Origin of the sequence: Enterococcus raffinosus (assembly GCF_018917525.1) — a bacterium.
Classification (GTDB): Bacteria; Bacillota; Bacilli; order Lactobacillales; family Enterococcaceae; genus Enterococcus_A; species Enterococcus_A raffinosus_A.
Genome location: NZ_JAHLOS010000003.1, coordinates 187,041 through 208,034, shown reverse-complemented (window position 1 = coordinate 208,034; position 20,994 = coordinate 187,041). Strand labels below are relative to the sequence as shown.

The following is a 20,994-nucleotide window of genomic DNA, read 5'->3' as shown; positions in this document are numbered from 1 at the left end:
TGAAGAAAGAAGGATGGTTATTATGAGAAAAAATAAAAATTTTAATTTGTTAATTGGGAGTCAATTATTCTCCGTTTTAGGAACGACGATTGTTCAATTTGTGATTTCATTGTATGTGCTGGATATTACAAAATCAGCGTTGACCTTTAGCGTGATTGCGTCATTATCAATTGTTGGACGTTTGATTTGTTTACCTTTCTGTGGCGTGCTAGCGGACCGTTTGCCGAAAAGAAATTTGATGCTGCTGATGGATTGTCTGTACCTTATTTTATCGATTGGTCTGTTTTTAGTCACACGTTTGGAAAATCCTGTGACGGCGATCGGAATCTTGACAGTAATCATTGGAATGGTTTCGGCTTTTGAAACACCAGTGGTTCAATCAGCGATTCCCGTAATCTGTGCGGAAGAGGAGATTCCACGAGCAAACGGGATTATCAGCTCCATCGGTACATTAGGAACGGTTTTAGGCCCGATCCTTGCGGGAATCATTTATCGATTTGACGCGGTTTACCAAATTTTTATTATTACAGCATCCCTATTTTTAATCGCGATTTTCTGCGAAGTGTTGTTAAACATTCCGGTTCAAGCACAAGGTGCAATGGATGGGACGCTTTTCCAGGTTGTTATCGGTGATTTGAAGGAAGTAGCAAACTATTTGAAGGCGCAAAAAGTAATCGTTAAAGTGGCGGCAGTGGCATTTTTATTAAACTTTTTCTTAGCTTCTTTTATTCAGGTGATCATCCCGTATGTTTCCCGGATTCAATTAGGTGCGACCGACGCACAATTTGGCCTAATGAACACGATTCTCGCAATCGGCAGCTTACTTGGTACAGTTATCTATGGCGTGATTGCCAATCGCTTGAATGAAGCCAGTATTACCAAGAACTTGATCTTAGTGGCGATTCTCTTTAGTTTATTAGTCATCCCATTCGGCCTGATTCAAGATCCAACGTCGGCTTTTTGGGTTATGACCGTCATCGTGGCCTCTGCCATGGGCGTGGTTACGGTTGTTTCAGTCCAATTGATTGTTTATATCCAGTTAGTTTCAGATAAAGCCTTACTTGGTCGAATCATGTCACTAGTGATGATCGTGACTACCTTGGCGATTCCTTTAGGTCAGGTGATGTATGGAGGCTTTGCGGCCATAGCTTCGACACAAATGCTGATAATGTTAATTATTGCTACTGCTATTGTGACCGTTTTGATTGCAATTTTCTCGATCAGAATTTTTAAACAAATGCGTGTAAGCAATGAAATATAATTTTAAATCATACATTTTACAAAAAGTCCAATCCATTTATTTTATATTTCATAATATTTTTCTTTAGGCCGATGACCGCTGTTATTGGCTTTTCTTGTTATACTAAAAACAAACGTATGAACTTTTAAGGAGGGATTGTAGTGAGTTTCTTTAGCTATAAAGGAAAAAACATCTTCTACGAAACGATCGGAGAAGGAAAACCACTCGTCTTTTTGCATGGAAATACCTCATCATCCAAGTTATTTAAACCCATGTTGCCCCTTTATAAAGATTTCCAAGTAATCTTGATCGATTTTTTAGGCTATGGTCAATCTGACCGACTGGACAAATTTCCTACCGAACTTTGGAAAGACGAAGCCCGTCAAACAATTGCTTTGTTAGAGCACTTAAATATTTGCGACGCAAACCTAGTGGGAACTAGCGGCGGCGCTTGGGTAGCCATTAATGCAGCATTTTTAAGACCAGATCTGATCGCCACCGTCACTGCCGACAGCTTTCATGGCCGCACACTTCCTGATGATTTTGATGAAGAATTACTGGCAGAACGCTCTTCGACGATGACGGACCCTGAAACCTCACAATTTTATCACTGGTGTATTGGGGAGGATTGGAAGGACGTTGTTGAACAGGATACAGATTCTATGTGGCGTTTGATCATCTCCAGAAGAGAGCTGTTCTTCGACTCTCTGCAAATTCTCCAAGCCCCTCTGCTTTTAACAGCTGCAAAGAAAGACAAAACCATTCGTCCCAATATCGAACAAGAATATCAAGCCATTGTTGGCGAAGTCGTTCACGGTCAGTTCAAATTGTTCGACAAGCCCGGTCATCCCGCGATCGAAAGCTGCTGCGAAGAAGTAGCAGAAACCATTAATCAATTCATATATGAATATAGCTAAGAGAATCACTAAAGCGGTCAACTTACTTGAACAGGACAAGGTTGGTCGCTTTTTGATTGTTCAATTAGACAGGAGGAACGAAGATGAGATTTTTTCATTATGAAGGCAAACAGATATATTATGAAGTAATTGGTGAGGGCAAGCCACTCCTTCTACTGCATGGTAATACTTCTTCATCCAAGCTGTTCTCACAGCTATTGCCATTGTATGCGGAATTTCAAATTATTCTGATTGATTTTTTAGGTTATGGTCAGTCTGATCGATTAGCGGAATTTCCAACGGAGCTTTGGAAATTCGAGGCGCATCAAACAGTGGCTTTATTAGAAAGCTTAGGAACCAAAAAAGTAAACGTCGTTGGAACCAGCGGTGGCGCTTGGGTGGCAATCAACGCAGCTTTGCTGCGGCCGGATTTATTCACGACTGTCACAGCTGATAGCTTCGACGGTCGAAGCCTTCATGATGGCTTTGCAGACGAGCTGGTGGCAGAACGCTCGACAGTTTCAGAAGACTCCGAAGCCTCCATGATCTACGAATGGTTCATCGGCGAAGATTGGCGGGAAGTAGTAAAAAAGGATACCGATTCAATGCTGCGTTTGATTCAATCAAAGAAAGCACTCTTTTTCGACCACTTGAAAAACTTACAATGTCCATTATTGTTAACAGGCACCGTCAATGATGGCCTGATTCGTTCAACTATCGCAGAGGAATATCAAGCGATCGTAGAGGAGGTTTCTGATGCTCGAGTTGAACTATTCGAAAATCCCGGACACCCAGCGATCGGAACGAACGCGGAAGAGGTAGCAGCAGCGATCAAAGGATTTATTGCTGAATACAGTTGACGAATAACAAATTTCCGGTTATTGTTTAGTAAACAATCGAGGTGAACAATGATGGTCGGAATTCGCGACGTGGCGAGACGTGCGGGAGTCAGTCCGGGAACGGTCTCCAGAGTATTGAACAATGATCCCACGTTATCCGTCGCTGACGATACAAAAGAACGGATTTACAAAGCAATCAAGGAATTGAATTATGACATTGATAAACGCAAATATGTGAAACGGCGCCTGCCTTCAATCGGGGTAATCACTACAACCAGCCGTCAAAAGGAATTGGATGATCCGTATTTCAATGCTCTTAGAATCGGCTTAGAACAGGAAGCTCGGCGCCTGCATCTAGGCATGAATCGTGTCTATAATTTAGAAGACAATCCGAAAACTTGGCAGGATTTTGACAAGCTTGGGGCGATCATTATTGTTGGAACCGTCTCAGAAAGTGCTGTTAAGCGCCTAAGTCAGCAAAACAAAAATATCGTGGTGCTAGATAATCCTGATATCAATCAAGAAGTCGATATGGTCTATGCAGACTTTGAGCGGATGACAAAGCGTGTCCTGCAGCTTTTTTATGAAAAGGGCCATCGCCGCATCGGCTATATCGGCGGCTTTAATATTGATATTGATGAAGATGGAGAGAAAATTTATAGCGACAACGAAAAACGCTTCCGGGCTTATCAAGCATTTATGAAGGCCAATGACCTAGCGCCCCAGGCAAAATTGGGGCTGTGGGAACCACTTGAAGGAAAACGCATGATGGATGAGTGGCTGGAAGCGGGGCAAGACTTGCCAACGGCACTACTGGTCGGCAGCGATCCCTTATCTGTCGGTGTTTACCGTTCTTTGCAATCAGCTAATATCGCCGTGGGACAGGATATCGAAATCGCTAGTTTTGATGATATTGAAATTGCTGAATTTCTAACCCCCAGCTTGACGACAGTTCATATCAGCGCTCAAGAAATTGCTAAGGCCGCGGTACGCTTAGCCAAAGAACGGATCGAAGAAGAACGGCAGGAGCCAGTGATTATGACTTTTCCTTCCAAATTAATTGTACGGGAGAGTTTTATTCCCAATAAATAGTCTGTTTGAGAGCTTTTGAAAAAAAAGTTCTCTTTTTTTTTGAAATTTCTCTTGACAAAATTGTTTAGTAAACATTATAAGGTAAACAACAAGTTAAGGGAGGAACAAAAAATGCATCAGACATATGTTGAATTTAATCAAGAAAGCCTGGTATTCCATTTACACAACAATGAAATCTCTTACATCATGCAAATAGAAGAGGATGGGGTTTTCAATCACTTGTATTTTGGCAAGCGTATCCAGCATTATCACGGAAATAAAACCTATTTACGTAGAGATCGCGGCTTTTCAGGAAATGTACCGGGTAACGCTGAAAGGGCTTACTCGAAAGACACGCTGCCACAGGAATATTCCAGTCATGGCTCAATGGACTATCGTTTACCCGCTTCGATGATCCGGCGAGAAAATGGCTCGAATCTCCATGATTTTAGATTTCATGAGTATCGATTCGAAGCAGGCAAACCAGAACTTGAGGGCTTACCGCAGGCTTATGTTTTGGCAGAAGACGAAGCGACTACTTTGACGGTTGTTCTAAAGGATCGCGATCAGGAAATTTATCTAGAGCTTTCTTATACGATCTATCACCAGCGTCCGGTGATCACCCGTTCCACAAAGGTTCTCAATAAAACGAACCAAAACATCGTCTTAGAAAAAATAGCTTCGATGCAAATGGATTTGACGAATAGTGGTGTCTACGATCAAGTCATCTCTTTACCCGGAGCTCACCTAAGAGAGCGTCAAATCAATCGCGAAAAAATCCATTCTGGTATCCAAAGCTTTGAAAGCCGCCGCGGCGCATCGAGCCATCATATGAACAGCTTCATCGCCTTAGTCAATCATGATACAAATGAAATGAGCGGTCCGGTGATCGGAATGCATTTGGTTTATTCCGGTAATCATGCTTTTGAACTAGAAAAGGATCAGATTGATCAGGTTCGTGTGTTGGCGGGGATCAATGCTTACAATTTCTCATGGGAACTGTCTTCTAATGAAGCCTTTCAAACACCTGAAGTGATCCTGACCTATTCCGATCAAGGATTGAATGGCATGAGCGGCAATCTGCATCACTTATTGCGAGAAAGAGTGGCGCGTGGGGAGCATCAATTAAAAGAACGGCCGATCCTAGTTAATAACTGGGAAGCAACCTACTTCGATTTTGACAGCAAGAAAATTGAACAAATCGTTGATGAAGCGGCAGAGCTTGGGATTGAGATGTTTGTCTTGGATGATGGCTGGTTCGGTCATCGGGACTCCGATAATTCTTCTTTAGGTGATTGGTTCGAATACGAAGGCAAATTAAAGAATGGCTTGAAAGGAATTGCAGATTATGTTCATGGAAAAGGCCTGCAATTTGGTGTCTGGTTCGAGCCGGAAATGATTTCCATCGAATCGAAGCTTTATGAGGAGCATCCCGATTATTTGATGCAGGAGCCAAATCGTACCCCATCTTCTTCTCGCGACCAGCATTTATTGGATATGGGACGCAAGGAAGTCCGGCAAAATATCGAACAACAAATTTGCCGCATTTTGGATGAGGTGCCGATTGATTACATTAAATGGGATATGAACCGCAGCTTGTCGGATGTCTATTCACTCGCGCTTTCAGCGGAAAATCAAGGGGAGACAGCTCATCGTCACATTCTCGGCGTTTATAAGTTGATGGGAAATCTGTTGGCTCGTTATCCGAAAATTTTGTGGGAAGGCTGCTCTGGCGGTGGCGGACGTTTCGATGCCGGCTTCCTTTATTATATGTCGCAATCTTGGCCGACTGATAATACCGACGCGGTAGAACGGTTGAAGATTCAATACGGAACTAGCTTAGCCTATCCGATTTCTTCGATGACTGCCCATGTTTCGGCAGTGCCAAATCACCAAACCGGGCGCATTACTTCATTAAAAACCAGAGGAGATGTAGCCATGAGTGGTGTCTTCGGCTACGAGCTAGATTTGACAGAAATGACAGAAGAAGAGAAAGTGATTGTGAAGGAGCAGGTTCAGCACTATCAAGAGATTCGTCCGCTAGTCCAATTTGGTGATTTCTATCGATTGAATAGTCCTTTTGAAGGTAATTTGACGGCCTGGATGTTTGTCTCAGAAGATCAATCGGAAGCCTTAGTTATGCTGGCTCGCACACTAGCTTCTGCGCAGCCAGTATTTCACGAAGTCTTTTTAACAGGCTTAGATGAACAGATTGTCTATCAAGATCAAGCGACGAAACAGCAATTTTTTGGTGATGAGCTAATGAATCTGGGGGTCAATGTTCCTGATTTCTATGGTGATTTTCAAACAACGCTGCTGCATTTGAAGAAAGTATAGGGGTGAAAGAAAATGATCAATAAAAACAGCCTCATGACCCGTTTATCCATTTTGTCCATCTCACTGTTACTGACCAGCGCCTTATCCATCAACGGAGCATTGCCGCAAATGCGGGCGGCTCTGGGAATGACAACGACACAAGTTGAATTAGTCGCGACATTACCAGCATTAGCCGTTGTGGTTTTTGTCGTTCTTTCCAGCTTCATCGCAGGAAAAATCGGCACCAAACGTACGGTCCAACTAGGGTTACTCCTAGTTGGCTTCGGCGGCGGATTGGCACCGCTATTTTTGAATAGCTACATTCCGATTTTGGTCAGTCGTTTTATCTTAGGCGCAGGCTTTGGTTTATTCAATTCTTTAGCCGTTTCTATTATTAATTTGCTATTTCACGATGAACCAGAAGAACGGGCATCCTTACTGGGTTATCGCGGAGCAGCTGAAAATATCGGGAACGCCGGATTAACCTTATTGGCGGGCGCATTATTAGCACTCGGCTGGAGATCCTCCTTCAGTGTCTACTTGATCGCTTTTCCCATCTTACTTTTGTTTACCATCTTTGTACCTGAAATCAAGGAAGCTAAAAAAGAGAAGACCAGTGAAAAAGGCGAGCTTAAAGCTTCTGTCTATCTGTTGGCACTTTTCGCCTTATTCTTAGTCATGACCTTCGTTGCGATCGGTGTCCGCTTTCCGACAATGGTCACAGATATCAAAGGCGCAAATTACAACGCCTCCAACTTTTTGGCGGTTATGCCGATCATCGGGATTGTTACCGGATCATTATTCGGCTTTGCCAATAAGCTGCTAGGGGAGAAATGTCTCTATCTGGGACTCGCATTATTAGCATTAGCAACCTTCCTGATCGCTGTATCAGAAAATAACTTTGCTTTGTTGCTGATCGGTTACTTTATCAGCGGAATTCCTGGCAGTTTGATTTTTCCTTTCATTTATAATTCGCTCAATCTCTATGCATCGCCAGCCAAAATGACAGCGGCAACCTCGATCATCCTGATCGGCTGCAATCTCGGCAACTTCATTGCGCCCTTTGGCTTGAGCACCTTACAGCTAGTTTCTGGTACAACGAACTTGTTTGCGCCATTCAAACTTTTGAGTGTGCTGTTGGTAGTGATTTTAATCGGAATCTTTCTCCACAAAAAACGTCCCATACAACGCAAAGTCTTAAATGGAGGGAAAAATCTTGACTAATACCTTCATGCAAACTCAAATGGACTCTGGCGAAAATTATTTTGAGACCAATGAACTAAAAGAAGAACAGGCTGTTTATCGCGATTTACTTTTTCAATTCAACCACACGCTACCTAGCAAGCAGCAAGAAAAAGCCCATATTCTAACAGATCTGCTGGGAAGCTTTGGCGAACATTCCTATATCGAACAACCTTTTCATGCGAATTGGGGAAAGAATACGTATTTTGGAAAAAATGTCTATGCTAATTTTGGCTTGTCATTAGTCGATGATACTAGAATCGAGATTCAGGATGAGGTCATGATCGGACCCAATGTCACGCTTTGTGCCGGAACACATCCTTTGTCGCCAGAGCTGCGTTTAAAAAAAGCTCAATTCAATTTGCCTATCGTGATTGAAAAGAATGTTTGGATTGGAGCGGGAGCCATCATTTTACCCGGTGTTACGATCGGTGAGAATTCAGTAATCGGAGCAGGAAGTATCGTAACAAAGGATATTCCTAAAAATGTGTTGGCTTATGGCTCGCCCTGCAAAGTAATCCGTGGTATTGACTCGCTTTAACGATTTCATTATGTCCACATATGAAAGAAGGGGTCTTATGGGATCAATTACCTTTCGAGTATCTGATGAAGAAAAGGAATTCTTATTAGCAATGGCTGATTTAAACGGTATGACTATTTCTGAGTTGGTCCGGACGAAACTGATGGAATCACTTGAGGATCAAATCGACATCAATATTAATGAAAAAGCCAATGAGCGTGATAAAAGTATTTCGCATGAGGAAATGAAGCGAGAGCTTGGTTTATGACCAGAAAATATGCAGTTAGATATGAAAAAGCTGCAATTAAGGCTTTGAAAAAAAATGGACAAGTATCAAGTAGGATTGATCCCTTGCATGGATCGAAAAGAATTTACAAAATGCCGCTGATCCTATAATTCATGGTAAAAAATTGCCTGTCAATAAATATGATTACTATTTTATTTGGGAATTATTGTACATCATGTCGAAAAAACGAAAGCTTGGTTTCAGGAGTATGATATCCCGTATGTTTAAAGGAATATTGACCATAATCCTTTAAACCAAGAAGAGTTGAAAAAGATTATCACACTTTGCCCAAGCGGAGTCGATAAAATTATTTCAAAAAAATCAAAAATTTACCCAGCCTTGAAGATTGATTTCGAAGAATTCTCCTTCAATCAATTACTAATATTGCTTAGTTAATACCCGAAGCTGGTAAAACGGCCAATTATTTACGATGAAAAAAAAGACTAAAATTGGGTTTAACGAAGAAGAGATCCGAACATTGCTTCTACAAGAAATCAAACATACGACTAGAAACTACTTATATAAAAGTAAATACAACCATGCTCTATGAAGAATTATTGGCAATGCAAAAGACAGAATTTTTCTAGAAAATGCATGAAAAGAGGACATTCACGTACTGGAATGTCCTCTTTTTCACGTCCAAAGATCATCAATCACGGAACGTTTTTCTTTTTTTACAATATGCGTATAAATCTCTGTTGCGGATGTCCCACGTTGACCTAATATTTCACTAACAGTCTTCAAATTTTTTGTCTTTCTGAAGGCCATCGTGCCAACACTATGTCGCAGCTTATGGGGAGTAGTGCGTTTTCCAAAGGCTGTGGAGTATTTGTCGATCATTTTTTCAATCGAACCGCCTTCCATTCGTTTGGCAGCATTTTTATGTTTGGTTAAAAAGAGGGCTGGTACTGAGTCATCGGCATTATAGAGCGCCTTTCGCTGATCAACATATTCTTGTATGTAATCAATAAAAATCGGGGAAATCATTGCATGATCCAACGTGTCGCCTTTACGTTGAACCTGGACATACAGGCCTTCATAGTTGAGATCATTGACATTCGTATTGACCAGTTCCGATAAACGAATCCCTGATCCTAAAAATAAAGCAAGGATTGCGGTATCTCTAATACGATTTTTTTCATAAGCAGTTTTGGCTTGACGAGAGGTCAGTTGATTGCCGTAACCATCATAGACGAATTCCACAAAGTCAATCGCGTCAGAGTCTAAATAAAGCATTTTTTCGATTTTATCTTTGCGAACCGCATCAGAAGCATCCACACCGCCATTTTCTATATTGACCATAATGTTTCTTCTTAACATCGGGCGAATCACATAATCACCCAGCTGTTCATCAAATTCCTCGATTTCCTCATTTGATAGGTATTTAAAAAGGGAACGAAGGGCAGTGATACTGCGTTGAACAGTCACTTTTAATCGATAGGTATTTCTTTCACTTAAAGGCGATTGAGAAATTTCATTCTCCGCTTTTCCTTCAAAGGTTCGTTTCGGTGATTGATTCAAAAAGGATTTATATAAAACGATTTTATCTTTATTTAGTCTTTCGAAATCTTCCAGTCGAATCTCTGAAATATCTTCAACCTGAATGATTTGTTCGGAAGAAAGCCAGGAGAGGAATCTTCGATATTCTTTAGAGTATTCGTATAAGGTATTCGTTGAACGGGGGATTGCTTCCAAATAGAGTAAATATTTTTGAATGAAATCCGGTAATTTTTCGAATTCTTTTTCGTAACGTTCTTTAAGTAGTTCACGACTCATTTCTATTTCAGTCCTTTCATTTTTTGATAGGAGAGGGGCATAAACCTCTAACTACACCATAATAGGTATATACCAATTTGTCAACTATAAAATAACGAAAACTAGATATTGATAGAAAAGGGGAGATATTGATAAATTTACTAGTATTACTGAAAAATGGTTCTTTCTATAAAACATAAAAGACGTTATCTTCTGTTAAAATAACGACAATCAAAAAAGGAGAAAGATAGGTTGCTGTGATAAAACAAATTGATTTATCAATCAAACAATTATCCATGTATTCAGTTTTAAGTCATCAATGATTGCCGCTACAAGCGCGGCAATCATTGATGCAGCAACAAATTTATCCGATCACAACGAAGCAACAGTTAAGTCAACGTCATAAAACACTCAGAATAAATACTTAGATCTGCTTAAAAATTTAAATACTTAGTGATCGACTTTGACGGTCCAAAGCATCATTTTAACTGCTTTTGATCATCCAAAAAATCATGCTTTCGGGAAAATAGATATTGTTACGAAAACATGATTTTAAACTGCATCATCTTCAGCAAGCTAAAAAGCCTTTAATATCTTAGCTGTGTTGTACAAGCTGATTGATTACTCCAAGAACATGACTGCTAGTAATTAAAGACGATTCTGAGGATCACTTGTGGGTTCTTGTCAGTCTTTTAATCTTAAAATCACTCTCAATCGTCATCTGACGACCATTTAGTGCACATTAAGATCACAATCATGCAACTCACTTAATAAACTCGTTTCAGATCATTCGCTTAAGGCTTTACTCGTAATCATCGCTTAAACCCATCAAAAAAATTTCTGTCGTCCATTCATCGGTTTCTAAGTAAAATAAAAAATCTAAAAACTAATTTGCTAAAACGATTATAAAAATATTGAAACCTAAACAAATACTGATTTAATCAGATTCTTGGTTTATCTAGCTCACGATTTATACTTCTTCTATGGTTTGAGAAAAACTAACATTATTCTCAAACCATAGAATAGCTTCTTAAACACTCCTTTCCAGTCTAACCCCTAAAAATTGTGTACAGCGTAATGAAGATGTTCCTTTTGCATACTAAATAGACTGATCTCCATTGTATTCATCAGCAGATCAGTCTATTTTAGTATAAAGATAATTATTCGCTCGTGATCAAGAATTTACTTTAGATATTATGAAATCATTGTACGCTAATAACCAAATTGACGTATTCCAATGTACCTGTTAAATTAAACGCATTTGCTTGGCCTTATCGACGGCGGTTACTCGAGAACTGACTTCTAATTTACGGTAAATGTTTAAAATATGTGTTTTGACGGTTGCTACCGAAATAAACAGCTTTTCTCCAATCGCCTTATTGGTCAGACCTTTCGCCATTTCGGCTAAAATTTCGATCTCTCGTTCTGTCAATAATGATCCTGAGCTGTAACAGCATAAATTCATTACTTGGCGATGAAAGTTTATTTCTCGCGGTTCTAAGCTCGCCTCTATTTTGTCCTTTTGCATTTCAATCAGTTGGGCGATCTCCTGGCGAAAAAGAAAGAAATCGTTAAAGATTTGGTTTTCATTGCCATAATATAAACACTCATGATAGATATTCAGCAGTTGCCTGGAATGGTCCCCTTGCATCTTCAGAATTGCTGCCAGTTTTAACAGGTTCGCCTCAATGATTTTAGCGTAAATACGCTGCTTACGACTTTTTTCCAAAATTCCATCAGTCACCTGAAGGCATCCTTGATAGTCCCCTCTTTTTAAAAGAATCATGCCATAAAATAACTGATAGGCCATATTATGAAGTTCGGGATGCTGCTCGAAGGCCTCGACGAATTGATCCTTGTAATAGCCCGACAGTTGGTCAATTTTTAGGGCGTATTTCATGATCCCGGATAGTGTAAAGGGATTGCTGTAGCTTCCGGTCGCTCCAGCCTCCAATTCTTTAAAAACTTGCCAGCCTTTTTCTTCATTACCGGCAAGATAATGCAATTCTGCTAAATTGTATAAATAAGATGCTCGGATGTGCGGATGTTTGTTCGTATCCGCCTTTTGTAAGGTTTCCGCAGCAGCCTCCAAATTTAATTGTTTCAAATGGATGCCTGTAATCGTGATAAAGAAACTAACTTGGTAAGTTTCTTTCATCTTGGAATTGCCGCCTAAACCATCTAGCTTCTGATAAACCTTTGTCAGAATAGACAGACCTTTATTCAACTCACCGGTTTCCTCGCAAATTTGGGCTAATAAAGTCTGATTGAAATATTCTAGAAAATTACTTTTACTCTTTTGATTTCGTTTTTCACTTGCCTCAAGGAATTGTTTTGCTTGCTGATAATTTTCCTTAAAAAAGAGAATCACGGCGCTTTTCAAAAAAATGAGTGCTTTAGATACATCGTCCAGCTTCAATTGTTCGATTTCTTGAATAGTATTCGGTGTCTGAGCGGTTGTTAAATAATCAGAACCAAGCAATAATTTAATGCCGCTTAATGCTCTGATTTCCTTTTGATCTGGATATTTTTCTTCCAATGCTTCTATCAACTCGTAGCAATTATCGTATTCAAGATTGGAATAATAATAGACAAATTTTTGAAAGGCAAAATCGATATTCGTCAACGCAATCTCTTTCGGTATCTGTTCAATATAGTACATTCGCCGAAAGGATTGCTCATTTTCTACGATTAGCTTCATAAGCTGCGGATATTCTCTCAACTCGAATAATAAAGAAATCCCTTCATCTAAATAACCATCCTCGATAAAAACGGCTGCTGTTTGCTTTTTCACATTTTGTTGTTGCTCAACTGGCAATAATTGAAATTCTTTGACCAGATATTCCTTAAGGATCGGATGGAAAGTAAACTTTTGCTCCACATTATCAATACAAGTAATCATAAGGTTTTTCTCCAACAAACTCTCAATCATCGAAAAGAAATTGACCTCTGGAAACATTTCTTGACTTAAATTGGGATAGATGAAGGGGAAAATTCCTGAGATAATTAAAAATTCTTGTTCCTCTTTCGATAAGTTGTCGAATATTTCTCTTGCAAGATATTCGGAAAGAATTTTATTTTCAAAGCTGATTTTTTCAGGATGTGTTTGATCGATTTTTTTAACAGCCATCAGCAATTTTAATCCGCCGACCCATCCCATCGCAGTTTCTAGTAAGTAGCTCTTCGTTTCTTGAGAAAGCTCTTCGCGAGAATTTTGCTGGATAAAGGTCATTCCCTCATTATCAGATAAAAGAAAATCATCTTCCCGAATATACTGAAGTTGTTCTGCTAATAAAAATTTCGTTAAATAAAGCTCCGGCTGATACCTAGTGGTTATCACCACATGTAATTTTTCTGGGATTTCCTCTAGCAAGCGTTCGAATGAACGAAGTACCGTCTCATTTTTTATTGTCTGAAAATCATCCAGGATTAGATACTCGTCTGCTTCAAAAGTTAAACTATTTACTAAAAAGAGGATGAATTCTTCAATATTTTCAGAGTTCATTCCTGATTGAAAATAAACAAGAAGCTCTTCTTTCATCGAATCCAACCGTTCTTTCAGTACTTCAATCAGATAGCTCCAGAAAACAATTAAATGATCACAGTCTTCATTAAGAGTCAGCCAATGCCAGCGATCTGATGGGAGATAGCTAAGTTCCTCTCGGATAGCAGTTGTTTTACCATGCCCCGCACCTGCTTCTAAAATCAGCAGTTTTTTTTGAAGGCCGGTTTGTATTTTTTCAGCTAGACTTTTTCTTCTGACAGATTTTTCAAGGATTTCTGGTGCTTTAACGCGATTCGTTGATAAGTGTTTTCGCATAAAGATTTTCCTTCCACTAAAAAGTACCCTTAGTATATCAGTTTACTCAATTTCGGACATACTCCTTTCTTGTTTTAAAAATAGCAACGATCATCAAAACCGCGCTTATGCCAATCAAATAGAGCACCCGTTGAAAATTGTCTCCATAGCTTTGACCAGCCTCAATATTTTTGACTAACTCCAAAAATTGTTTTTGCGGCAACCAATGGATTAGGTGGTTGAAGAACTTATTGCCGTTATCCAACGAGAAGAAACTTCCCGATAATATGGTGGTAATCATCATAATCATCGATCCCAACATAGTTGCCGTATCTGCTACTTGGAAAAAGGATGCGTTGCAAATTGAGAATGACACCCCAAAGCAAGCAATCAAACCAATCAATACAAGAGAATTTGATACGGAAAAACCGATATCGGTAAAGCCCAAAAGTGAAATACTTGCAAGAATCAAACTGTTGGGAATAAACAGCAGCAGCCAGGAAAACAATGTGTAGTTGGCGAATAATTTAAAAAAACTAACTGGCGTGGTGATGATCCGTTCCATAATATGTTTTTCTTTATCTTCACTAAACAGCAGCATATTCGTTACACTGGACATCAATACGAACATCAACATATAACCGATAATCTTGCTCCCGATGCCGCCTTCATTTTTCTGGTTATCTCGAATAGACTGAGGATTTTTGAAATACTCCATCAGTTCTTTTTTATATTCCTCACTTTTAAAGGTAGTTATCACAGGCGTGCCGCTTCGCATATCCACAATCGCGTCATACGTTCCTAAAGCTAACGCTGATGCTTCAGGTTTTTGTGAAAGCCGATCTATTTTTACCGTGTCCGAGACAATCTCTTGTTCGGAACCACCGATTAATCCAATTTTAGTAGAAAAATTTCCCTTACCGCTAACAAAAACTGCTAATAGAATAGATATAAGAATCAAACCTAACATAACAAAGAGCCGCGCTTTATTCTGCCAGGTTCTAGCCCAATCATTTCTGAACATCGCGATCATACATATTCCTCCCCATTAAATAAAACCATCGACACTGTCAGTATCAAAATAAAGAAAGCGACTAGCAGCAATAGGACTGAAGAAAAGTTTGACGAATTCTGATCGTAAATCATTTCGAAGATCGTCTGTGCTACCTTAGTTGTGGGCAGCCAATTGCTTATCTTGACAAATGTTTCTCCCAAGTTAGCTACTTGAAATAGAAAGCCTGAGAGCATAGCCAATGCGACAGTCAAAATACTAAGAATTTGATTGGCGACTCCTTCACTTTTGAAAATGCAACACATCAAAACCCCAATACAACTGAACAGTAAATTCATTCCAATAAATAGAAGCCAAATCTGCAACAATTTTTCATCACCAAATCTTATTTGAAATAGCAATTGGCAAATCACAGCAGCAATGCTATAAAAGATGGTAGTAAATAAGAAAGCAGCAATAGCTTTTGAGAAAGGAATAAACCAATTACGTATAGGTGAATACACAATTCGTAAATTAGCCTTTTTTATTTTTTCCTCCATAAAACTATTCGCCGAAAAAGTTGCTACATACATCGTAGAAAACAACAGTAAGGTGACGCCATAATAATCGTAACTAGTGAAATAATCCCCATACAGTCCTCCTGTTAGAAAGCCCAATACTGCCACTAATAGAATTGGGTACATTAAACTAAAGAATATCCACATGGGATTCGTTAATAAATTCATCGTATCTCGTTGAATGATTTTAAAAAGCTGATACATCATTTCCCTCCCCCATTTCTTTTAATCTCGTAAGGATCGACCTGTTAGATCCAAAAAGATGGTCTCTAAATTGGCTTCCTGAACAACAACATTTTGGATTTTTTGTTGTAAACTTATGAGCTTTCCGATAATGTGATCGAGATTTTCAATCCCTTTTATTGATGTAATCAATAGTTCATTCGCTTTTATAGTTACTTCTTTTACACCTTCAATTTGATAAAACACGTCTAACGGAATTTTAGCAGCATCACTTATTTCAATTGACATCTTTTGTTCATCATTTTTTTCCTTCAATGCTTCCTTTGTTCCTTCGGCAATAATTTGACCATGATCCATCACAATGATCCTCGACGAAATTTCTTCTACTTCCTCCATATAATGAGTCGTATACAGAACCGTCATTCCTTTCATCTGCATCTCTTTAATGGATTGCAATATGTGGTTTCTGGATTGCGGGTCGATTCCTACTGTGGGCTCATCCATAATAAGCAGTGCAGGCCGATGGGCAATCGCACAGGCAATGTTTAGTCTTCGTTTCATCCCTCCGGAAAAAGTCGTGACCTTTTCTTTTCGATGGCTTGTTAAGCCTACTGACGACAAGGCAAAGGAGACACCTGCTTCCAACTCTTTTCCTTTCAAACCATACAGCGAGGCAAAGAATTGAATGTTCTTTTCTGCAGTCAACTCCTCATATAGTGCTATATCCTGTGGTACGATCCCTAATTGTTTTTTAAACGTCTGTAAATTTTGATCAATTGAGAGACCTCTGCAGGTTACTTCTCCCCGATCAAAACCCAGTGCGCCACACAAAATATTGATCGTCGTACTTTTTGATGCACCATTGGGTCCTAAGAGACACAGAATTTCTCCTTCATAAATCGAAAAAGAGATCCCATGAATGACTTTTTTACTTTTGTAGCTCTTTTCTAAGTTCTTTACTTCAATGAATGTTTTCATTAATACTCTCCTCCTGACAACTCTTATTGTAGAAAAAAAGTAATTTGAATCCTATCGACCATCTGGTTGATATTTTGCACTCAAAAAAGAGACAAAAATAGTCATTCATACGACTCTCTTGTCTCTTTCCTTTTCTATTTTATTTTTTTCTTAAAATTGATTGTCTCTATAGCGGTTATGACGCTATTTTCATCTTTCAGTGGAATCAAAACAGCATTCAATTTTCCTGTTTTATCAATCTCTGCACCGCTCGCTTCAAGTTTGCTGAAGAGTTCATTGGCAACCAGCTGCGGCCAAACTCTATCAGCGAAAAAAACACTGACTTTGATACCAGTCTCCCACACTGAGATCCAGCCCAAATTTTTCTTTTTAAAGAGTATTTTACTTAACCAATTATTGCCATCCTTGTAATAGTTCCAATCCTCTTGATAGGAATACTTATGGATTGTCTCTAATAGCTGCTGGTAAAGCTGCAGATTTTCAGGGGATAAATGCTTCGCTAAGTTTTCAATAGTTGGAAATTCTGATGGATCTTTTAAGATAGGTTTCATGGAATGCGCCTCCTTTTATGTCCAGTTTATCAAGCAGAACTTGCAAACGGATGTCAAGTTTTGTATTTATTGCTTAGTTTTTCAATCTGCTTAGCCATTTTCTCACGGAAAGTCGGAGGTTCAAGAATTTCCAGATGGTCACCGAAGGAAAGCAGGTAATTAATCGTTGTCTCATCATCAGGTAGCGTCACAACAGCAATCAAACGATTATCCTGATTTTGCTGAACATTCTTAAATTCCTCCTGCACACGATAAGCTGCAGCGTAATCGAACAGCAGTATCAGCTCAACCTGCTTTTCTGGAGCTCTTGGTTTTTCTGAGAAGATTTTTTTGGGTGTTTCTCGACTGAAGGATTCAGATAAAATCTGTACATCCCGCATGCGGGCAATTTTGAATAACCGATAATCTGCTCTAAGATGGCAAAAGGCATAAAGGTACCAAGCCTTGTTACGAAAAACCAGTTTCAAGGGATCTAATCTTCGCGCTGTGAACTGCTCTCTAGTACTCAGATAATTAATTTGTATCACGTTTCTTGAAAAAATCGCCTGCTGTAATTGATCGAATAATTCATTTCGTAATCCGGTCCAATCAGAAAAGTCGATCTCTAACCAATCAAGTGCTTCTTTTTTAAACATGGTGCTGAGTTTTGAAATAAGAGAATTGTCCAACGTTTCATTTGCGAGATTCAAGTTTTGAAGTGCAATCAAAATGTGCTGTTGTTCTTTATCAGAAAATACAGCTTTATCTAGGACATAATTCTCTTGAATAAAGATTCCGCCACCTTTTCCTCGGACTGCATAGACGGGAATGCCGGCAGCGCTTAACGCATCAATGTCACGGTAAATTGTTCGAGGAGACACTTCAAATTTTTCTGCCAAATCTGGTGCTGTTGCGGAACCCTTTTCTAAGAGTATAAAAAGAATCTGTAACAATCTGCTTTCAATCATTTGCGGCCCTCCCCTTCACAAACTAGCATATCATGAGGTGCTGAACAGGGAAAGCCTGTCTCTTAATAAAACAGATGGGTGCACAAAGGGAGCTGTGACAAAGGTTCTGTCACAGCTTCTATTTCCGAACAAACGGAGTTACAGAAGTAGATTCTTCTTTTTCATTCTTCCCAATAAAAATTGTCGATCAAACGTGTTTTGTCAATGTAAACAGCGATGGGTACTAGTATTGCTGAGTCAATCGTATCAACTTTCTGCAATGATTTTTGACTGACAATTTCAATGTAATCAATTTTTGCTAGAGGTTCAGATGCAATTTCGGCAGTCATTGCATGAATCAAAGCCTGAGAATTTCGTACACCTGCTGCAAGCTGCTCTTGTGCTAATTTCAATGCGCGACTCAATACTAAAGCTGCTTGGCGTTCTGCTGGATTCAGATAACTGTTCCGAGAGCTTTTGGCTAGACCATCCGCTTCACGAATGATTGGACAGGCGATGATCTCAACGGGAATATTCAGATCACGAGTCATTTGTTGGACAACAGCAACTTGCTGCGCATCTTTTTGACCGAAGTATACGCGATCAGGTTGAGTAATCTGTATTAATTTTAAAACGACTGTCGTAACTCCACGAAAATGAGCTGGTCGACTTGCACCTTCTAATACTTCAGTCACACCAAAGGCTTCCACATAGGTGTTAAATCCAGCCGGATACATTTCTTCCACTTCAGGATGAAAGATCAAAGCGACTCCCGCCGCGCTGCATAATGCTTGATCTGCTTGAAGCTTCCGAGGATAGCTGGCTAAATCTTCATTTGGCGAGAATTGAGTGGGGTTGACAAAAATACTGACGATGACATGATCATTGTCTTTTTTGGCCTTTTCCATCAGACTGCGATGGCCTTCGTGGAGTGCACCCATGGTAGGCACAAATCCAATTGATTGTCCCGCCTGTCGCCAGGCTTTCACCTGATTTCTGACTTCTTCAATTGTTTCAACGGTTTTCAATGTTCTTTTCCTTTCTCCAATGTTGCGATGATTTCCGGTGCGATACTAAAAGTATGCTCTGCGGCTGGGAATTGCTCCTGCTGAATTTCTGTTTTATAGTCTTGAATGGCTGAATTCATTTCTGCGCCTATATCAGCATAGCGTTTCACAAATTTTGGCTGCATCTCGCCGTACATACCCAACATATCCTGATAGACCAATACTTGCCCATCTGTCTGATTCCCCGCACCAATTCCAATTGTAGGAATTGTCAATTTCTTGGTAATCAGCGCCGCCAAGTCAGCGGGGATTGCTTCTAAAACAATGGCGAACGCACCTGCTTTTTCTACTGCTAAGGCATCCTGCAAGATTTTTTGTGCGGCTTCAATCGTTTTTCCTTGGACCTTAAACCCGCCGAAAGCATGGATCGATTGCGGGGTTAAACCAATGTGTCCCATTACTGGAATTGAGGCGCGAGTGATGGCTTGAATCGTTTCACTAAAGGCTTCACCGCCTTCTAACTTGACTGCGGCTGCGTGGCCTTCTTTGATCAAGCGTCCAGCATTGGCTACGGCATCTGGGATTGATATATGATAAGACATGAACGGCAGATCCGTTACTACCAACGCATTTTGCGCGCCTTTAGCTACTGCGCGAGAATGGTGGATCATGTCCTCCATCGTTACGGACAAGGTATCCTCATAACCTAGCATCACCATTCCTAATGAGTCTCCCACCAAGAGAGAATTGATACCTGCTTGATCCATCAATTTAGCGGTGGAATAATCATAGGCGGTCAGCATACTAATTTTTTCCCCCTGCTCTTTTTGCTTCTGCATCGTTAAAACGGTATTTTTCACTGATTTAACTCCCTTTCCATTGGTTGATACTCGCGCTCCGGATACTTCATAGTCGCGATTTGAAGCAATTTCTTAGACAGCTCGCGATAAATCCCAGTTGCTTCTGGAGGCAAGGCGGCCAAGTGATCAGTGATAGTGGAAAGATCATTTCGTTCAACTGGACCGGTCAATGCTTCACTGGGACTCATGGCTAGTAGATTTTGTGCATTTTGTAAAAACAGCTGTCGCCAAGCCGTTTGTGCAAATTCTCTGGACAATCCGCAATCTAAAAGTAGTTCTTCTGCTGTCGCTGTCAGACCTACGACTAGATTACTGGCAAATACACATGCCGCGTGATAACGAACCTTTTCCTCTGGGGCGATGGTTGCGATTGGATTTCCTAAATTTGTTAAAAGCTGTTGAACTTCAACCAAATTCTTCGAGCCCTCCAAAGTAAAAGGGACTTCAGCTAATTGACTTGCAGGTATTTCTTTGTCAGCAAAAGCCATCAGCGGATGTAGAGAAAAAGAAGCAATCTCCTTTTTTGTTACAAAGACCTCCGAACTTTTTGCTCCGCTGCAATGAAAAACGCATTGTCCCTCAGAGATTAGCGGCTCTACTTCTTGCCATACCACAGCGATTTGATCATCCGGTACAGTCAAGAATAACCAATCACTTGCTTCGACGCATTCTGCTAAACGATTAAAGGCCTGACTATTGATTTGCTGGGCACTAGCAGTCGCATGCTTAAAGCTGTGGCTGTAAAACCCTGAAATCGTGTACTTTTTACTAGCAAAGTAGCGTGCCATAGTTGTTCCGACTTTTCCAGCTCCGATAAAGCCAATTCGCATCTGCATTTCTCCTTTTTATTCAAATTAATAGAAAAAGTATAGCACAATCGAAATGAAATTTTTCTTCTTTATATAGGATTCCTTTTTTGAAACGCAGAAAAAACACCCAAAGAAAATTTCTTTGAG

Annotated in this window: 18 protein-coding genes; 8 read left to right on the top strand and 10 right to left on the bottom strand. The window is 39.9% G+C overall.

Annotated elements, in window-relative coordinates; translation table 11 throughout:
* The first annotated feature begins 22 nt into the window (after nt 1-22).
* From KQI58_RS04040 to relB, 8 genes are all read left to right on the top strand, one after another.
* Nucleotides 23-1,261, top strand: a complete 1,239-nt coding sequence (locus KQI58_RS04040; RefSeq protein WP_216406677.1) for an MFS transporter — start codon at nt 23-25, stop codon at nt 1,259-1,261.
* Between the two features lie 140 nt (nt 1,262-1,401).
* A complete protein-coding gene (locus tag KQI58_RS04035; protein WP_216406675.1) occupies nt 1,402-2,157 on the top strand; it encodes an alpha/beta fold hydrolase in 756 nt (251 codons plus the stop codon).
* A gap of 83 nt (nt 2,158-2,240) precedes the next feature.
* Nucleotides 2,241-2,996 carry an alpha/beta fold hydrolase gene (locus KQI58_RS04030; protein WP_216406673.1) on the top strand — a complete coding sequence of 252 codons (756 nt, stop codon included), beginning with the start codon at nt 2,241-2,243 and terminating at the stop codon, nt 2,994-2,996.
* 51 nt (nt 2,997-3,047) lie between these two features.
* Nucleotides 3,048-4,067 carry a LacI family DNA-binding transcriptional regulator gene (locus KQI58_RS04025; RefSeq protein WP_216406701.1) on the top strand — a complete coding sequence of 340 codons (1,020 nt, stop codon included), beginning with the start codon at nt 3,048-3,050 and terminating at the stop codon, nt 4,065-4,067.
* Nucleotides 4,068-4,178: 111 nt separating this feature from the next.
* Nucleotides 4,179-6,383, top strand: coding sequence for an alpha-galactosidase (locus tag KQI58_RS04020; RefSeq protein ID WP_216406671.1), 2,205 nt, complete (start codon nt 4,179-4,181; stop codon nt 6,381-6,383).
* 12 nt (nt 6,384-6,395) lie between these two features.
* Entirely contained in the window at nt 6,396-7,586 is a 1,191-nt protein-coding gene (locus KQI58_RS04015) for an MFS transporter (protein WP_216406669.1), read from the top strand.
* On the top strand, nt 7,579-8,145 hold the full coding sequence (locus KQI58_RS04010; RefSeq protein ID WP_216406667.1) for a sugar O-acetyltransferase: 567 nt from the start codon (nt 7,579-7,581) through the stop codon (nt 8,143-8,145). The genes KQI58_RS04015 and KQI58_RS04010 overlap by 8 nt, the downstream gene beginning before the upstream one ends.
* 37 nt (nt 8,146-8,182) lie before the next feature.
* Nucleotides 8,183-8,392 (top strand): type II toxin-antitoxin system RelB family antitoxin, encoded by a 210-nt coding sequence (relB, locus tag KQI58_RS04005; RefSeq protein ID WP_216406665.1) that lies wholly within the window; start codon nt 8,183-8,185, stop codon nt 8,390-8,392.
* Between the two features lie 651 nt (nt 8,393-9,043).
* Here the strand turns inward: relB and xerS are convergent.
* From xerS to KQI58_RS03955, 10 genes are all read right to left on the bottom strand, one after another.
* Nucleotides 9,044-10,186, bottom strand: a complete 1,143-nt coding sequence (xerS, locus tag KQI58_RS04000; RefSeq protein WP_216406663.1) for a tyrosine recombinase XerS — start codon at nt 10,184-10,186, stop codon at nt 9,044-9,046.
* Between the two features lie 1,225 nt (nt 10,187-11,411).
* Nucleotides 11,412-13,985 (bottom strand): LuxR C-terminal-related transcriptional regulator, encoded by a 2,574-nt coding sequence (locus tag KQI58_RS22945; protein ID WP_216406661.1) that lies wholly within the window; start codon nt 13,983-13,985, stop codon nt 11,412-11,414.
* A gap of 46 nt (nt 13,986-14,031) precedes the next feature.
* The gene (locus KQI58_RS03990) at nt 14,032-14,997 is read right to left on the bottom strand and encodes an ABC transporter permease (protein ID WP_216406659.1); all 966 of its coding nucleotides are present in this window, start codon (nt 14,995-14,997) and stop codon (nt 14,032-14,034) included.
* Nucleotides 14,994-15,737 carry an ABC transporter permease gene (locus tag KQI58_RS03985; RefSeq protein WP_216406657.1) on the bottom strand — a complete coding sequence of 248 codons (744 nt, stop codon included), beginning with the start codon at nt 15,735-15,737 and terminating at the stop codon, nt 14,994-14,996. The genes KQI58_RS03990 and KQI58_RS03985 overlap by 4 nt, the downstream gene beginning before the upstream one ends.
* Before the next feature lie 21 nt (nt 15,738-15,758).
* Nucleotides 15,759-16,694, bottom strand: a complete 936-nt coding sequence (locus KQI58_RS03980; protein WP_216406655.1) for an ABC transporter ATP-binding protein — start codon at nt 16,692-16,694, stop codon at nt 15,759-15,761.
* A 134-nt stretch (nt 16,695-16,828) separates the two neighbouring features.
* Nucleotides 16,829-17,245 carry a DUF3788 family protein gene (locus KQI58_RS03975; RefSeq protein ID WP_216406653.1) on the bottom strand — a complete coding sequence of 139 codons (417 nt, stop codon included), beginning with the start codon at nt 17,243-17,245 and terminating at the stop codon, nt 16,829-16,831.
* 53 nt (nt 17,246-17,298) lie between these two features.
* The gene (locus tag KQI58_RS03970; protein ID WP_216406651.1) at nt 17,299-18,192 is read right to left on the bottom strand and encodes a helix-turn-helix transcriptional regulator; all 894 of its coding nucleotides are present in this window, start codon (nt 18,190-18,192) and stop codon (nt 17,299-17,301) included.
* Between the two features lie 161 nt (nt 18,193-18,353).
* The gene (panC, locus tag KQI58_RS03965) at nt 18,354-19,199 is read right to left on the bottom strand and encodes a pantoate--beta-alanine ligase (protein ID WP_216406649.1); all 846 of its coding nucleotides are present in this window, start codon (nt 19,197-19,199) and stop codon (nt 18,354-18,356) included.
* Nucleotides 19,196-20,038, bottom strand: coding sequence for a 3-methyl-2-oxobutanoate hydroxymethyltransferase (gene panB / locus KQI58_RS03960; protein ID WP_216406647.1), 843 nt, complete (start codon nt 20,036-20,038; stop codon nt 19,196-19,198). The genes panC and panB overlap by 4 nt, the downstream gene beginning before the upstream one ends.
* The gene (locus tag KQI58_RS03955; RefSeq protein ID WP_216406645.1) at nt 20,035-20,868 is read right to left on the bottom strand and encodes a Rossmann-like and DUF2520 domain-containing protein; all 834 of its coding nucleotides are present in this window, start codon (nt 20,866-20,868) and stop codon (nt 20,035-20,037) included. Before KQI58_RS03955 ends, panB begins: the two co-directional genes overlap by 4 nt.
* Nucleotides 20,869-20,994: the final 126 nt, after the last annotated feature.

What these genes read in the sequence shown, in the direction of transcription:
- KQI58_RS04040 (WP_216406677.1), top strand. Translation starts at nt 23, where the DNA reads ATGAGAAAAAATAAAAATTTTAATTTGTTAATTGGGAGTCAATTATTC.
- KQI58_RS04030 (WP_216406673.1), top strand. Translation starts at nt 2,241, where the DNA reads ATGAGATTTTTTCATTATGAAGGCAAACAGATATATTATGAAGTAATT.
- KQI58_RS04025 (WP_216406701.1), top strand. Translation starts at nt 3,048, where the DNA reads ATGGTCGGAATTCGCGACGTGGCGAGACGTGCGGGAGTCAGTCCGGGA.
- KQI58_RS04020 (WP_216406671.1), top strand. Translation starts at nt 4,179, where the DNA reads ATGCATCAGACATATGTTGAATTTAATCAAGAAAGCCTGGTATTCCAT.
- KQI58_RS04015 (WP_216406669.1), top strand. Translation starts at nt 6,396, where the DNA reads ATGATCAATAAAAACAGCCTCATGACCCGTTTATCCATTTTGTCCATC.
- relB (WP_216406665.1), top strand. Translation starts at nt 8,183, where the DNA reads ATGGGATCAATTACCTTTCGAGTATCTGATGAAGAAAAGGAATTCTTA.
- xerS (WP_216406663.1), bottom strand. Translation starts at nt 10,186, where the DNA reads ATGAGTCGTGAACTACTTAAAGAACGTTACGAAAAAGAATTCGAAAAA.
- KQI58_RS22945 (WP_216406661.1), bottom strand. Translation starts at nt 13,985, where the DNA reads ATGCGAAAACACTTATCAACGAATCGCGTTAAAGCACCAGAAATCCTT.
- KQI58_RS03990 (WP_216406659.1), bottom strand. Translation starts at nt 14,997, where the DNA reads ATGATCGCGATGTTCAGAAATGATTGGGCTAGAACCTGGCAGAATAAA.
- KQI58_RS03985 (WP_216406657.1), bottom strand. Translation starts at nt 15,737, where the DNA reads ATGTATCAGCTTTTTAAAATCATTCAACGAGATACGATGAATTTATTA.
- KQI58_RS03980 (WP_216406655.1), bottom strand. Translation starts at nt 16,694, where the DNA reads ATGAAAACATTCATTGAAGTAAAGAACTTAGAAAAGAGCTACAAAAGT.
- KQI58_RS03975 (WP_216406653.1), bottom strand. Translation starts at nt 17,245, where the DNA reads ATGAAACCTATCTTAAAAGATCCATCAGAATTTCCAACTATTGAAAAC.
- KQI58_RS03970 (WP_216406651.1), bottom strand. Translation starts at nt 18,192, where the DNA reads ATGATTGAAAGCAGATTGTTACAGATTCTTTTTATACTCTTAGAAAAG.
- KQI58_RS03955 (WP_216406645.1), bottom strand. Translation starts at nt 20,868, where the DNA reads ATGCGAATTGGCTTTATCGGAGCTGGAAAAGTCGGAACAACTATGGCA.